Source organism: Pseudomonas sp. PGPPP1 (genome assembly GCF_002255865.1).
GTDB classification, from domain to species: domain Bacteria; phylum Pseudomonadota; class Gammaproteobacteria; order Pseudomonadales; family Pseudomonadaceae; genus Aquipseudomonas; species Aquipseudomonas cremoris.
On record NZ_NKIG01000016.1, the window covers coordinates 107,566 to 120,937 of the forward strand.

General features: G+C 59.6%; 14 protein-coding genes. 5 read left to right on the forward strand and 9 right to left on the reverse strand.

Annotation, left to right across the window (positions count from 1 at the left end; genetic code table 11):
• Positions 1-2: 2 nt before the first annotated feature.
• The 8 genes from cysC to CFE47_RS18460 are packed head-to-tail and all read right to left on the reverse strand — an operon-like array spanning position 3 to position 7,167.
• Positions 3-617 (reverse strand): adenylyl-sulfate kinase, encoded by a 615-nt coding sequence (gene cysC / locus CFE47_RS18425; protein WP_286839191.1) that lies wholly within the window; start codon positions 615-617, stop codon positions 3-5.
• On the reverse strand, positions 614-1,843 hold the full coding sequence (locus CFE47_RS18430; RefSeq protein ID WP_286839193.1) for an MFS transporter: 1,230 nt from the start codon (positions 1,841-1,843) through the stop codon (positions 614-616). Before CFE47_RS18430 ends, cysC begins: the two co-directional genes overlap by 4 nt.
• Before the next feature lie 9 nt (positions 1,844-1,852).
• The gene (locus tag CFE47_RS18435; RefSeq protein WP_286839196.1) at positions 1,853-2,623 is read right to left on the reverse strand and encodes a class I SAM-dependent methyltransferase; all 771 of its coding nucleotides are present in this window, start codon (positions 2,621-2,623) and stop codon (positions 1,853-1,855) included.
• A 7-nt stretch (positions 2,624-2,630) separates the two neighbouring features.
• Complete coding sequence (locus CFE47_RS18440; RefSeq protein ID WP_286839198.1) at positions 2,631-3,767, reverse strand: Rossmann-fold NAD(P)-binding domain-containing protein; 1,137 nt, start codon at positions 3,765-3,767, stop codon at positions 2,631-2,633.
• On the reverse strand, positions 3,764-4,489 hold the full coding sequence (locus CFE47_RS18445) for an SDR family NAD(P)-dependent oxidoreductase (RefSeq protein WP_286839200.1): 726 nt from the start codon (positions 4,487-4,489) through the stop codon (positions 3,764-3,766). Before CFE47_RS18445 ends, CFE47_RS18440 begins: the two co-directional genes overlap by 4 nt.
• 10 nt (positions 4,490-4,499) lie before the next feature.
• Complete coding sequence (locus tag CFE47_RS18450; RefSeq protein WP_286839203.1) at positions 4,500-5,228, reverse strand: sulfotransferase-like domain-containing protein; 729 nt, start codon at positions 5,226-5,228, stop codon at positions 4,500-4,502.
• Positions 5,225-6,448: a transaldolase family protein gene (locus CFE47_RS18455; protein WP_286839204.1), complete on the reverse strand. Its 1,224-nt coding sequence runs from the start codon at positions 6,446-6,448 to the stop codon at positions 5,225-5,227. Before CFE47_RS18455 ends, CFE47_RS18450 begins: the two co-directional genes overlap by 4 nt.
• A gap of 26 nt (positions 6,449-6,474) precedes the next feature.
• Positions 6,475-7,167: an HAD family hydrolase gene (locus CFE47_RS18460; protein ID WP_286839206.1), complete on the reverse strand. Its 693-nt coding sequence runs from the start codon at positions 7,165-7,167 to the stop codon at positions 6,475-6,477.
• A gap of 254 nt (positions 7,168-7,421) precedes the next feature.
• On the opposite strand from CFE47_RS18460, the gene CFE47_RS18465 reads away from it, so the two are divergent.
• From CFE47_RS18465 to CFE47_RS18480, 4 genes are all read left to right on the forward strand, one after another.
• Complete coding sequence (locus CFE47_RS18465) at positions 7,422-8,222, forward strand: glucose 1-dehydrogenase (RefSeq protein WP_286839208.1); 801 nt, start codon at positions 7,422-7,424, stop codon at positions 8,220-8,222.
• Positions 8,215-10,041: a glycoside hydrolase family 15 protein gene (locus CFE47_RS18470; protein WP_286839210.1), complete on the forward strand. Its 1,827-nt coding sequence runs from the start codon at positions 8,215-8,217 to the stop codon at positions 10,039-10,041. The genes CFE47_RS18465 and CFE47_RS18470 overlap by 8 nt, the downstream gene beginning before the upstream one ends.
• 39 nt (positions 10,042-10,080) lie before the next feature.
• On the forward strand, positions 10,081-10,554 hold the full coding sequence (locus CFE47_RS18475) for an isochorismatase family protein (protein WP_286839212.1): 474 nt from the start codon (positions 10,081-10,083) through the stop codon (positions 10,552-10,554).
• An 84-nt stretch (positions 10,555-10,638) separates the two neighbouring features.
• Positions 10,639-11,553, forward strand: a complete 915-nt coding sequence (locus CFE47_RS18480; protein WP_286839214.1) for an alpha/beta fold hydrolase — start codon at positions 10,639-10,641, stop codon at positions 11,551-11,553.
• Here the strand turns inward: CFE47_RS18480 and CFE47_RS18485 are convergent.
• On the reverse strand, positions 11,499-12,491 hold the full coding sequence (locus CFE47_RS18485) for a GlxA family transcriptional regulator (RefSeq protein WP_286839215.1): 993 nt from the start codon (positions 12,489-12,491) through the stop codon (positions 11,499-11,501). The genes CFE47_RS18480 and CFE47_RS18485 overlap by 55 nt on opposite strands.
• A 90-nt stretch (positions 12,492-12,581) precedes the next feature.
• Between CFE47_RS18485 and inhA the strand changes: the two genes are divergently transcribed.
• The gene (inhA, locus tag CFE47_RS18490; RefSeq protein ID WP_286839217.1) at positions 12,582-13,262 is read left to right on the forward strand and encodes an isonitrile hydratase; all 681 of its coding nucleotides are present in this window, start codon (positions 12,582-12,584) and stop codon (positions 13,260-13,262) included.
• Positions 13,263-13,372 lie beyond the last annotated feature (110 nt).

Sequence of the window (13,372 nt, forward strand, 5' to 3'; positions counted from 1 at the left end):
GGTTAAGTTTGCGTACCGCGCTGCGCGATCCACTCAAGAATAGTCACTACCGACTGTTCAACGGAGAGCGCCTGGGTATTCAAGTGCACTTCGGGAAAGACGGGTACGTCATAGTGAGAGTCGATACCGGTGAAGTGCTTGATCAGCCCCGACCGGGCCTTTTTATATAAGCCTTTGGGATCACGTTGTTCGGCTGTTTCCAAGGGCGCATCAACATGCACTTCGACGAAATGCTCGTTACCGATAATAGAGCGTGCGTAATGCCGGCTCGCCGATGAAGGTGAGATCAGCGCCACGATCACGATCAGCCCGGTATCGAGCATCAAGCGCGCCACCTCCGCGACCCGGCGGATGTTCTCATCGCGGTCACCCTCGGTAAACCCCAGGTCGCGGCACAACCCGCCGCGCACCGAATCACCGTCAAGGATGCAGGTGAACAGGCCTTGTGCATGCAACGCGACCTCCAACGCATCGGCAATCGTCGACTTGCCGGAGGCGGAAATACCGGTCATCCAGATGACGAGAGGCTTCTGCTTCATTCGAGTGTGTTCGGCATGCAGATGGCTGAATGCAAACGCATGCAGGTTTTGGTTTTGACTGTTCGGAAAATAACTCATGGCCGCTCACCCTCCGTTGCTGAAACAGGCTGTTGACCCAACATGAACACCATCACGCATTGCGCAAAGAGCAACAGCGCAACCACCGCATACACCATGGAAAACGAGCCCGTCAGGTCCTTGGAAAACCCACCGAGAAAGTTGCCGCACACCCCACCCAAACCAATCAACACATTGGCAATGCCGAAGGCCTGGGTCAGGCGGCTGACCGGCACGATTTGCCCGATATAGCTGGGGACAAGCCCGAAGATCGGGTAAAACGCCAACGCAAACAGAAACGCCGCCAGGTAGAACAGCGGGATGCTGTTGAAGCTGAACACCAAGGTCGCCGCCAGGCCTGCACTCAGAAAACACATCGCCAATGACGCCCGTACCCCGACCTTGTCGGCAATCCACCCCACCAGGAAACCCGACGCCATGCCCACGGCGCCGATGGTGGTCCAGATAAACCCGGCGTCCTGCACCGACACGCCAAGCTCATCGCGAAGAAACGGTGCCAGATAGGTCTGGAAAGGCAGCAATGCCATGCCATTGAGAAAGGCGATGGCCCAGGTCAGGTACAGCGAACGGCTTAGCCAGGGTGCATGGCTGTCGAGCGCTGCCGAGCGCTGCCTGGAAAACCCGCTGTCCTCGCCCGCCGCCAGGTTGCGCAACAGGAACCAGGCGATGACGCACAGGGCCACCGATATAACACCGGCGGTGAGCCAGATCGAACGCCAGCCGCCGTGCAGCGTCAGGAACGACACCAACAAGCCGTTGATAAACACGCCGTAGCTGGTGCCGCTGGAGATCAGCCCCATGACCCGTGAACGATTGCCGGGGCTGAACCCCTTGGCAACGATCTCCGCCAGCGGGATATACACCGACGCCGAGCAACCGCCGAGCAAGATCAACAACCCTCCGGACAACCAGATGTTGTCACTGACACTCAGCCCCAGCAGCGCCAACGAGGTGATCCCCGTGGACACCAGGCTGATCTTCCAGCCCTCGAAGTAACGGCTGATATAGCTCGTGACCGATGAAAACAGCAGGAAGCCAATCTGCGCACCGCCCGTGATCAGCCCGACGGTGGTGTAGTCGAAGCCGATGTCGCGGCGCATGTCCACCACCAGGTTGGCGAACAGGTACACCCCAAAGCCATAGGTGCTGGCCACAAACCCGGTCAACACCACCGCCAGCACCACGCTGTCCAGGGTGCGCGGGGTGCTCTGTACAAGTGTGCTCATCGTGCTTCCTTACACAGCGCGTGCAGTGTGGATGACAAAGTCGCAATTCATCATGTCGTAGTTACGCTGGAAATCGCCGTAGCTCTCATGCACGGCAAACCCGGACGCAAGCACCTCAGTGGCCAACTCCCCAGGCAACAATGGGTAAACCTTCAGCCGGTACTGCTCAGCGTTATCGAAGGTGTAGATGAACTCACAGAGGTGCTGATCGACCTGACCCAGGCTGACCGACGCGTTCGTGCCGCAGTAATAATAATTACCGCTGGCTTTGAAATTACCCGCGCGAATGGCGAGGAAGTTGCGCTGGTCGACAACCAGCAGACCACCCGGCTTGAGCAAGGCCCGGAACTTCTCCAGCACATTGAGGCGATCATGGGCGGCGAACACGTGGCACAACGAACTGCCCAAGCACACCACCGCGTCGAACTGCCCCAACTCCTGCGGGTCGAGGGACAGCCAGTCACGGTAGTGGGATTGAATCTCCAGGCCATGCTCACGAAAGTTCGCCCGGGCCTTGGTCAGCATGGTGCTGCTGCCGTCGGTGGCCACCACATCAAAACCCGCTTGCTTGAGCTGCACCGCGTGGAAGCCACTGCCCGTCGATACATCGATCACCGACTGCACGCCATGTTCACGCAGCAGCTTTTCAAAGAAACCGCCCTCCCCCGCCTTGCGTTTTTCCCAGTCGATCAACTCATCCCAGCGCTCGACGAAATCCGCCGAATACTGCGCGGAGTAACTGGCCACATCGTTGTGTTTTCGCCCTGATACTTGATTCATCACACACCTACCAAGTTGAATTCTTGAAAGACAGGTACTTGCTCGCCAGCTCGCGGGCATAATCGGCCGACTGCTCGATCGACATGGTTTTCTTGGAGTAGCCCAGCAGCGTTTGCATGATCGCCATGCACTGCGGGTTGAACGTGACGGAGCCGTCGCAATGGATCTCGTCGATGCCGTCCTGGCTCTGGCAGATGGCGTTGATGCGCACGGCCTCGTCCTGCGGGCAGGCGTCGGAAAACTGCACGTCGATCTGCCCATCGTGCAGCCACACCGGATAACCACCCGGAAGCCCCAGCGGGCCCGGCGCATGCACCAGCACCGGCGTGGGCGAAAACAGCCCCTCGATCACCGTGACGGCCGAGCACGCGGTGAGGAACTGCCCATCCACGCCACCCAAGCGCCGGAACTCGGCCTTTACCGTGGAAAACACCGACTCCGCTGGCAGGCGCGTTACCTCTGGCCGGTCGCGCACCTCATACAACAAGCGGTAACTGGCACGCGGCGGCAAACCACCGCGCGGCACGTAGTGGCTGAAGTAATGCTGGGCATACAAGCGCACTTGCACATCAGCGGGTTCGCACTCCAGCAACCGGGCGATGGAAAAACGCACCGCAGGGATCAGGTTGGCCACATTGCCCACGCCGATATCCGGCGCCAGGCCGATCCTGGACAGGATCGGGTTAACCGCATCCGGAAAGGCCGCATTGACCGTCTTGGCCGAAATGCCCGAAGCCTTTACCGCTTGCATCAGGTAATGCATCAATGTCAGGTGCATCGGCAGCCACGGGCCAAACTGGGCCTGGTCGAGCTGTTCGAACGTGAGCTTGGGCAAGCCGGTAATCACCCGCCACGATTGCAACGAAGCGCAGTTCACCAGGATGTCTGGCGCCTCTTCACGCAGCAGTCGGGAAACCTTGTCGATCTCCGCGAGGTCGGCGATAACCGGCTTGATCGAAATGAACTGCCCCAACTGCGCACATGACAGCGCCACCAGGTTGCACAGCCGCAGGGTCGATTCTTCATTGCGGCCCAACACCACAAACTCGAACTGGTTTTTCGGCCCGAGAATTTTCAGGATCTGCAGGCACAAGTTGCCCGCACCGACCAGCAGCAGCTTTTTCTTGCGTATCAACTGGCTCACCGTGGGTAGGCTCCGTTGTCTACCGGAATAACCCTGCCGGTGATGTGGCGCATCGCATCGTTGACCAACAGCAGGATCACATCGGCAACGCCGCTGGGCAGGATGGGGTCCTTGAGGATTTCCTGGCGGGCGTACTCGTCACGCCGGTAAGTGGGGATGGTGTCGTAGATGGCGGTGTCATGAATCAGCGCCGGGGACACTGCGTTCACTCGTACAAAGGGGGCAAAGTTCCAGGCGTTGGCCTTGGTCAGGCCGATGACCGCCGCCTTGGTCGCACCGTAGAGCGCGTCGCAGCTGCCCACCTCACCCGCCACCGAGGCAATGTTGACGATGCTGCGCGGGGCTTCGTGCTTCATTTCCCGTTCGGCAAAGTCCTTTGAGAGATACACCAACGCCTTGAGGTTCACATTGAGGATTTCGTCGACTTCATCATCGGTGTAGGCGTAGACACTTTTGCCGTGATAAAGCCCGGCGTTATTCACCAGCCCATAAATTGTCGAATGGCGTTCATACAAAGCAGGGATAAAGCCCTTGATGACGGCGTTATCCGAGAAGTCGGCAACCTGAGTCTCCAACACATCCGCGCCATATTGATTTTGCAGTACGCGCAACCCTTCGGCATCTTTATCGGCGGCGATAACGAAATACCCTTGTTCAATCGCTTTTATCAACGTGGCCCGCCCAATCCCGTTGGCCGCACCGGTAATAATCAACTTTTTCATACAACCATCCTTATTGGCAAAATTCGTTCATGCGCGCGTAAAACGTCCGATGGTATTCGTACATCGCCCTTAACTTTGGGTATTGATCGAGCGCTTCCGTGTCGGCTGCTTGTTGCTCCGGCAAGACAATACGGTCACTGTTCTCTGCGGCCACATGCCAACTTCGCCAGGTTTTCCACTGGGGCGGGCATTCGCGTTTCCAGGTCATGGCATGAGGCAGAAATTCAATCTGCAAGTAGTCACACAACTTGCGAATGATGCGCTCCGGGTCGGCCGCCAAATCATCCGCGTTAATCACATAAGGCACTTTGCCGGTGAGTTTGGTGACGACACAAAATATCTCGTACAAGGCTTTATGCCCAATCGCGTGCAGCGGCATATCGGGATGCACCCGATGGTGGGAAATAATGCTACTGGCGGGTTCGCGAATAATAAAAATGTTTTCTTGTTGCGCCAAAAAGCCAAGATCAACTTTCAATTCATCCAGGCAGTGGTAGCACATGTCCTTGTGAAACACATGAGCGCGCTCTTTCGCCTGGATAAGTTGATCTTTGATACCGGCATACGTCGTGGGCAAACTGTGGTCCCACTCATCCGAAGGAATCGTCGAGTCTTCGGAAAACGCCATGTGGGCAAATGGTTCGTGAAACACCTCAAAATCGCCGCGCTCGATAAACACGCGCTCCAACACGGTGGAACGCGAACGTGGGTGCGCCCATAAACCGACCATCTTGTTCATGCGAGCACCCCGTATTCGGCGGCCAGGATCGCGTTGAGCGACATTCTGTGCGGCTTCGCCGCCGGACAGAGGCGCACGCAGTAGTCGGCCAGGCGCCGATGAGCGCTGTTGGCTTCGTTGCAAGCGTTGATAAACGCCTCATGATTGCCGAAGTCGTACGCTTCAATACCGTCGACAAAATAGGCTTCGCAGAAGTACGGAATGCGCACCAACTTTGCGAAGGTCGAAAGCGGCGCCTGTAGCGGTTCGCTGGCGGGCAGCACCGGTTTGCCACGGCTCTCGCGTTCGATCAGAAAATCCACCACGTCCGGCGTCAGCGTGTAGCACGTCGCCGTCAGCCCGGTTTTCTCCAGGTGCCAGCAATGTTTGTTGCCGCGCTCGTCCACATCGACCTTGATGCTGGACAGCAGGGTTTTGACCGGCACGTTGGAGGCGGTTACCAAGGCCTGGATCTGCTCGTAGATCAGCAACTCAGCCCACCGCAGCTCTTCGGCATCCAGCGCCAAGCCACGCTCAGCGGCTTGCAAGGCCAGTTCGGGCTGGCAGGAAAAGCGCCCGATCATGAAGGTGATCACGTATTTGCAGTGGCGGGTGTCGACCCCGTTACTGCGCGCCGTCGTCAGGCCACGTTCTATGGCCTGGATACCGGCCTGGAACTGCGAGACGGTAAAGCAGAAGGTGATGTTGACGGAGCCACCCTGGGCCACCAGGCACTCTACGGTTGCCAGCCCTTCCAGGCTGCCCGGCACTTTCACCATCACGTTTGGTGCCAACTGGTGCAGTTCCACCCCACGGGCAGTCATGCGCTCGGTGCAGCGCACATCCACCGGATCGACCTGGGCAGAGATCCAGCCATCCGCCTGGGCCGACTGAACCCACAGCGACTTCAACGCCGCGGCCCCTTCGATGATGACCTCGTCGTAGAGTTTCTTGCGTAACGCCTGGGGCGACAGGCTGGCCAAGTTGAAACGCGACGACCAGTACTCACGCTTGTCGAGAATAACGGCGGTGACCAAGCGAGGGTTGGTGGTCACACTGCTGAAGCCTGCGTGCAGTGCGAACGCATCCGGCATCAAGTGATTAATATGAACGGCCGCCGCAGGGTACTTGTCCAGCAAGTGCTGTTTATAAGGTACGTACACCACGGGCGATGAATCCCACCATACCTCTGAACAGGGGTCATTACTCTTAAGCCGTTCTATGTAACCGAAAGTGTTCACAACGCCTCCTTTCCTGAGTAATGCCATCAATTAATAAGGGTCAGTAATTCACGCATATCGGCAAACGGTACGGCCCCGGCATCGGCCAACTGTCCATGCCGATCGATCGAACCAAAACCCAATACTTTTATATTCGCGGCAACGGCCGCTTGAATACCTGTGACACTGTCTTCAATCACCACGGCATCCGCTACGTCAACGTTGTAGGCCTGGCATGCGGTTAAAAACACCAGGGGGTCAGGTTTCCAACGGCCCAATTCATAACAACTGAATATTCGCCCCTCGAAATAAGAGAACAACCCCGCCACACGCAAACAATGTTCTATCTTGTTGCGCGGTGCACTGGACGCCACGCAATACGCAATGTCCAGATTTTCCAGCACATCGATTATTCCGTTAGTGGCCTTCAAGTGAAGCGTCAAGGCCTCCAACGCTTGCACCCTAAAGTGCGGTTCAAACTGATCATCCAGGCGTATATCCAATACCTGTTCAGCCTCACGCAAACAATCGGCAATCTTTCGCCCACGAAAACGCTCAATATAATACGAACTATCAAGTGCAACAGTGTCCGGCGCATAACCATTCAACAGGGCAATCAATACAGACAGGCTGATTTCTTCGCTTTGAACTAATACACCGTCGCAATCGAAGATTACCAACTTAGGCAATGACACTGCCGCCTGTTCTGGTAGTTCCCCTATAACTGCCGATTCATACATGGGCATCTCTTATAGGTGACTCCGCGATGACTTCCGAACTACCAACGGAGCGGGTTGAGGTGTGCCTATAAGACACGCGACAAAAAACCCTGTCAAACGCTTTTGAGCGGTTTTTTAGTATCTTATGGTTATTTTTTATTCTTCTGTTATTCCATTTTTCACCATGGTTGTAGTCGCTAATTTCACAACGGTGAACTTCCCTTGTCCGGCATCAGTCAGCTGCTTGAACTCACGAATTTAAGGTCGGGTGGGCAATGCGAATTTCGTTGGAACAACAAGTGGCGTTGGTGACGGGTGCCAGCTCCGGAATCGGCGCCGGCGCGGCCAAGGCGCTGGCGCAATCCGGGGCTGCGGTGGTGTTGAATTACAACGCCCAGGCCGCGCCCGCCGAAGCACTCGCGGCGCAGATCAATGCCGACGGCGGCCGTGCCATTGCGATTGGCGCAGATGTCTCTAAAGAAGCCGATGTTGAACGCCTGTTCGCCCAGACCCTCGATGCGTTCGGCCACCTGGACATCCTGGTGGCCAACTCCGGGCTGCAGAAAGACGCCAATCTGGTCGACATGACGCTCGAGGACTGGAACACGGTGATCGGCGTCAACCTCACCGGCCAGTTCCTCTGCGCCCGGGCCGCGGTGCGTATCTTCAATCGCCAGGGCGTGCGGGACGGTGTTTCGCGGGCCGCCGGCAAAATCATCCACATGAGTTCGGTGCACCAACTCATCCCTTGGGCCGGCCACGTGAATTACGCGGCCTCCAAGGGTGGCGTGGAAATGCTGATGCGCACCCTCGCCCAGGAAGTCAGCGAACAACGTATTCGCATCAACGGCATTGCGCCGGGGGCGATCCGAACGGCAATCAACCGCGCAGCCACCGAAGGCGCGGCCGAAAAGGAGCTGTTGAAGCTGATTCCTTATGGTCGAGTGGGTGATGTCGAGGACGTCGCCAACGCCGTGGTATGGCTGGCCAGCGACGCCTCTGACTATGTAGTGGGCAGCACCCTGTTTATTGACGGCGGCATGAGCCTTTATCCGGAGTTCCGTGGCAATGGTTGATTTGACGAACGAACAACAGAGTGCCATTGATGCCCACGGCATCATCGGCGATATGCGCAGTGCGGCATTGGTAAACGATAAAGGCAGCATCGATTTTTTCTGCTGGCCGGAATTCGACAGCCCCTCGATCTTCTGCTCGCTGCTGGACACCCCCGACGCTGGAATTTTCCAACTCACCCCAGACCTGCCCAACGCCCGCCGCGAGCAGATCTACCTGCCCGACACCAACGTGTTGCAGACCCGCTGGCTCAGCGATGAAGCCGTGGTCGAGATCACCGACCTGCTGACCATCAGCGAGGAGATCGATGACCTGCCCCTGTTGATTCGCCGCGTGCGCGTGGTCAGCGGCAAAGCCAATATCCACCTGCGCTGTGCGGTGCGTCATGACTATGCGCGCACGCCAACCCAGGCCGCTCTCGACAACGGCACTGTGTGTTTTACCGCGCAAGGCCAACCCGGCCTGCGCCTGTCCAGCAGCCATCCGCTGCACATCAAGGACGGTGCCGCCGTCGCCAGTTTCGAACTACGCCAGGAAGAAGGCGCCGAGTTCGTCCTCGGTGGCCAGGAAGACGAGCGCGTCGACAGCGGCTGCACCGACTTGGCGCTGGCCCATACGTTGAAGTTCTGGCGCGGCTGGATCGCACAATCGAATTACCGCGGACGCTGGCGTGAAATGGTCAACCGCTCGGCGCTGGCCTTAAAACTTCTGACCTCGCGCAAACACGGCGCAATCATCGCCGCTGCCACCTTCGGCCTGCCCGAGACACCGGGTGGCGAGCGCAACTGGGATTACCGCTACACCTGGATCCGCGATGCCTCCTTTACCGTCTACGCCTTCATGCGCCTGGGCTTTGTAGAAGAAGCCAATAGCTACATGCGCTGGCTCAAGGGCCGGGTCAGCGACTGCTGCGGGCAGCCGACCAAAATCAACATCCTGTATGGCATCGACGGGCGCCAGGAACTGCCGGAAGCCGAGCTTGACCACTTTAGCGGCCACGGCGGTGCCAGGCCGGTGCGCATCGGCAATGAGGCATTCGACCAGATCCAGCTGGATATCTATGGCGAGCTGATGGACGCGGTGTACCTGGTCAACAAGTACGGCGAAGCGATCTCCCACGAGGGCTGGAAACACACGGTGGAGGTGGCCGACCAGGTCTGCGAGATCTGGAACACCAAGGACGTGGGCATCTGGGAGATGCGCGGCGAGCAGCATCACTTCCTGCATTCGCGGCTGATGTGCTGGGTGGCGCTGGACCGTGCGATCCGCCTGGCGTCCAAGCGCTCGCTGCCGGCGCCATTCGCCCGCTGGGACCAGACCCGCCAAGCGATCTACGCCGATATCTGGAGCAACTTCTGGAACGAAGAACGCGGGCACTTTGTGCAGCACACCGGCAGCACTGCCCTTGACGGCTCGATGCTGCTGATGCCGCTGGTGCGTTTTGTCGCCGCCACCGATCCACGCTGGCTGTCCACACTGGAAGCCATCCAGAAGAGCCTGGTGCGCGACGGCATGGTCTATCGCTACCGCAACGACGACAGCCAGATCGATGGTTTGCAAGGCACCGAAGGCGCCTTCGCCGCGTGCTCGTTCTGGTACGTGGAATGCCTGGCCCGCGCCGGCCAAGTGGAAAAGGCCCACCTGGAATTCGAACAACTGCTGCGCTACGCAAACCCCTTGGGGCTGTACGCCGAAGAGTTCGACAGCCAGGCACGCCACTTGGGCAACACGCCACAGGCCCTGAGCCATTTGGCGCTGATCAGCGCTGCAACGTTCCTGGACCGTAAGTTGAGCGGGGAGAAGACGACCTGGCAACCCTAGGGCACAATGGCCTGCCCCTCGACTGCCGACAGGAACCCCATGCGCCAGGTACTGCTGATCATCGATGTGCAACCGTCCTTTAACCCTCCCGAGTGGCTGGTGGAGGGCATCAACGCCCTGCTCGGCCACCTGCCCTCGGTGGCCACTGTGGAGCGCCACGACGAAAGCGTCACCCCGTTCGCCCGCCAACTGGGCTGGCAACCGGCGCCGAACGACCAAAGCCTGATCGCGGCGGATCGCATCTTTATCAAGCATGGGTATGCGCCAACGCCCGAGACCGTCGCCTACCTCAAAAGCCTGGCGCCCGAGCGGGTGTTGGTGTGCGGAATCCAGACCGATACCTGCGTCTTGGCGGCTGGGTTCGCTTTGTTTGATGCGGGTTTGCAGCCGACCTTGATCAGCGATTTGACGGTGGGGTCTTCATTGGATCGATCGGGGCAGTTGGGGGTGGATTTGTGGCGGCATCACTTCAAGCATGTGCTGAGCCGTGCTGACCTTGATCTAGACAAGTAACCCCTGCGCCACACATCGCCCCCCATCCCGTCACGGCAATCGGCTAGAGTTCCAAAACCTCTGGCCAACCGACAAACACTCACCATGACCACGACCGCCCCGCTGCTCTACGTGCGTACCTCCATGCTCGATGTGGCCTATGAAGCCCACGGCCCCACGGATGGCGCACCGGTAATCCTGTTGCATGGTTTCCCCTATGACCCACGCGGCTACGACGCGATTGCGCCGGTGCTGGCCGAACAGGGTTATCGGGTATTGGTGCCGTACCTGCGCGGTTATGGCCCGACGCGTTTTATCAACGAGCACGTGATGCGCTCCGGGCAGCAGGCGGCGTTGGCCAAGGACTTGCTGGACTTTATGGATGCGCTGTCGATTCCCCAGGCCACCCTCGCCGGGTATGACTGGGGCGGACGCGCTGCGTGTATCGTCGCGGCGTTATGGCCAGAGCGGGTGCGTGGTTTGGTGACGGGGGATGGCTACAACATCCAGGACATCGCCAAGTCGCTCAAACCCCGGGCGCCGGTGACTGAGCATCGGTTGTGGTACCAGTTCTACTTTCATACCCAGCGCGGCGTAGACGGTTTGACCGCCAATCGCGGAGAGTTGTGTGAACTGTTGTGGTCGCTGTGGTCACCGTCCTGGGCCGAGGGGCCGGGCCTGTATGGGCAGACCGCGCCGTCGTTCGATAACCCGGATTTTGTCGAGGTGGTGATTCACTCTTATCGCCACCGCTTTATGTACGCGCCGGGCGACCCGGCACTGGAAGCCATCGAGCAGGCACTGGCGTTGCAACCGGCGATTTCGGTACCGAGTATTTCACTGTGCGGCGCCGATGATGGTGTGGGCCCGCCGCCCGAGGAAGATGACGACGTGGAGCACTTCAGCGGCTTCTATCGGCGACGGGTGTTGCCCGGCGTCGGCCACAATATTCCGCAGGAAGCGCCTCAGGCCACGCTGGATGCGCTGCTGGAATTGCTCGGCGAGAAGCGCTCGCGGTAGGCCTGGGGCGTTACCGACAGGGCCCTTAAAAAGCTGCGGCGCAACGTCTCTTCACAACCGAACCCGCATTGCACGGCAATGCGTTTGATCGATGCATTGCTGTCGGCGAGTTGCCGGCGTGCCGTTTCGACGCGGATCAGTTCGACGGCACGCGCCGGGGTCTGGCCGGTTTCGGCGCGGTAGTGGCGCACGAAACTGCGCTCGCTCATGCCGCTCTGGGCGGCCAGGGTTGGGATGTTCAAATCCAACGTCAGGTGCTCGGCGATCCAGGCGTGGAGTTCGGCGAAGCGGCTGTCGCTCTTTTGCAGGGACAGGGTCACGCTGAATTGCGACTGGCCGCCGGGGCGCTTGAGGAACACCACCAAGTGCCGCGCCACTTCCAGGGCCACCGCACTGCCCAGGTCTTCTTCTACCAGGGCCAGGCACAGGTCGATACCGGCGGTGACGCCGGCCGAGGTCCACACACTGCCTTGCTGGATAAAGATCGGGTTGGCCTCCACCGTCAGCGATGGAAATTTGCGCGCCAGTTCCTCGCAGCGCGTCCAGTGGGTGGCCACGCGACGGCCATCGAGCAGGCCGCTGGCGGCGAGCAGGAAGGCGCCGGTGCAGACGGACGTCATGCGCCGGGTGTGCCGGGCTTTCTCACGCACCCAATCCACCAGCGCCGGGTCTTCGGCGGCGCCGTATACACCCCAGCCGCCGGCGATCACCAGGGTGTCGCAAGGCGTGTCGGCGGCGGGCAGCGGCTCGGCCACCAGCGCCAGGCCGGCAGAGGTCATCACCGGTTCGCTTTGCGCGGCGATCACCGAGACGGCATAGGGCAGCGGCTCACCGCGCTGACGGGCCAAGTCATTAGTGGAGGCGAACACTTGCAGCGGCCCGGTCACGTCGAGCACCTGGGCATTGTTGAAAGCGAGTACGTGGATGATTCGCGGCATGATTGGCGTGATCTGTGGGCTCAATGGCGTATTCGCCAAAGCCTAGGCCTCTACAGTGAACCCGTCCACCCCTTTATCGGAGCGCTATCCATGACCTTGCAGATCGGCTTTGTGTTGTTCCCCGGCATCCAGCAACTGGACCTGACCGGCCCCTACGACGTGCTCGGTTCGCTGCCGGACGTGAAGTTGCACCTGGTGTGGAAAGACCTCGCGCCGGTCACCTCAAGCACCGGCCTGGTGTTTACTCCGACCATGACCTACGCCGACTGCCCGTCGCTGGATGTGATCTGCGTGCCCGGCGGTTCCGGCGTTGGCGCATTGATGGAAGACCCACTGACCCTCGACTTCCTCAAGGCCCAGGCGCACACCGCGCGGTACGTGACCTCGGTGTGCACCGGCTCGCTGGTGCTGGGTGCAGCGGGCTTGCTGCGCGGACGCAAAGCCACGACCCACTGGGCGTATCACGACATGCTCGCCCCGCTCGGCGCGATCCCGGTGCAAGAGCGTGTGGTGCGTGACGGCAACCTGTTGACCGGTGGCGGCATCACCGCCGGTATCGACTTTGCCCTGACCCTGGCAGCGGAGTTGTACAGCGAAGCGACGGCGCAACTGGTGCAGTTGCAGATTGAATACGCGCCGGCGCCGCCGTTTGATTCGGGCAGCCCGCAAACCGCGCCGTTGAGTGTGTTGGAGGAGGCTCGCAAGCGTACGGTGGAATCGCGCAAAACCCGCGGCGAAATCGTCGCACGGGCAGCCGCGCGCCTTGGCTGACACCGCAGGCATCCTTTGTGGGAGCGGGCTTGCTCGCGATAGCGGCTTATCAGTCGGCACATGTTCTAGCTGAACCACCGCTATCGCAGGCAAGCCAGCTCCCACACTTT

Excerpts from the sequence above, each read along its gene's own strand:
- cysC (WP_286839191.1), bottom strand. The coding sequence starts at position 617 with ATGAGTTATTTTCCGAACAGTCAAAACCAAAACCTGCATGCGTTTGCA.
- CFE47_RS18430 (WP_286839193.1), bottom strand. The coding sequence starts at position 1,843 with ATGAGCACACTTGTACAGAGCACCCCGCGCACCCTGGACAGCGTGGTG.
- CFE47_RS18435 (WP_286839196.1), bottom strand. The coding sequence starts at position 2,623 with ATGAATCAAGTATCAGGGCGAAAACACAACGATGTGGCCAGTTACTCC.
- CFE47_RS18445 (WP_286839200.1), bottom strand. The coding sequence starts at position 4,489 with ATGAAAAAGTTGATTATTACCGGTGCGGCCAACGGGATTGGGCGGGCC.
- CFE47_RS18450 (WP_286839203.1), bottom strand. The coding sequence starts at position 5,228 with ATGAACAAGATGGTCGGTTTATGGGCGCACCCACGTTCGCGTTCCACC.
- CFE47_RS18460 (WP_286839206.1), bottom strand. The coding sequence starts at position 7,167 with ATGTATGAATCGGCAGTTATAGGGGAACTACCAGAACAGGCGGCAGTG.
- CFE47_RS18465 (WP_286839208.1), top strand. The coding sequence starts at position 7,422 with ATGCGAATTTCGTTGGAACAACAAGTGGCGTTGGTGACGGGTGCCAGC.
- CFE47_RS18470 (WP_286839210.1), top strand. The coding sequence starts at position 8,215 with ATGGTTGATTTGACGAACGAACAACAGAGTGCCATTGATGCCCACGGC.
- CFE47_RS18475 (WP_286839212.1), top strand. The coding sequence starts at position 10,081 with ATGCGCCAGGTACTGCTGATCATCGATGTGCAACCGTCCTTTAACCCT.
- CFE47_RS18480 (WP_286839214.1), top strand. The coding sequence starts at position 10,639 with ATGACCACGACCGCCCCGCTGCTCTACGTGCGTACCTCCATGCTCGAT.
- CFE47_RS18485 (WP_286839215.1), bottom strand. The coding sequence starts at position 12,491 with ATGCCGCGAATCATCCACGTACTCGCTTTCAACAATGCCCAGGTGCTC.
- inhA (WP_286839217.1), top strand. The coding sequence starts at position 12,582 with ATGACCTTGCAGATCGGCTTTGTGTTGTTCCCCGGCATCCAGCAACTG.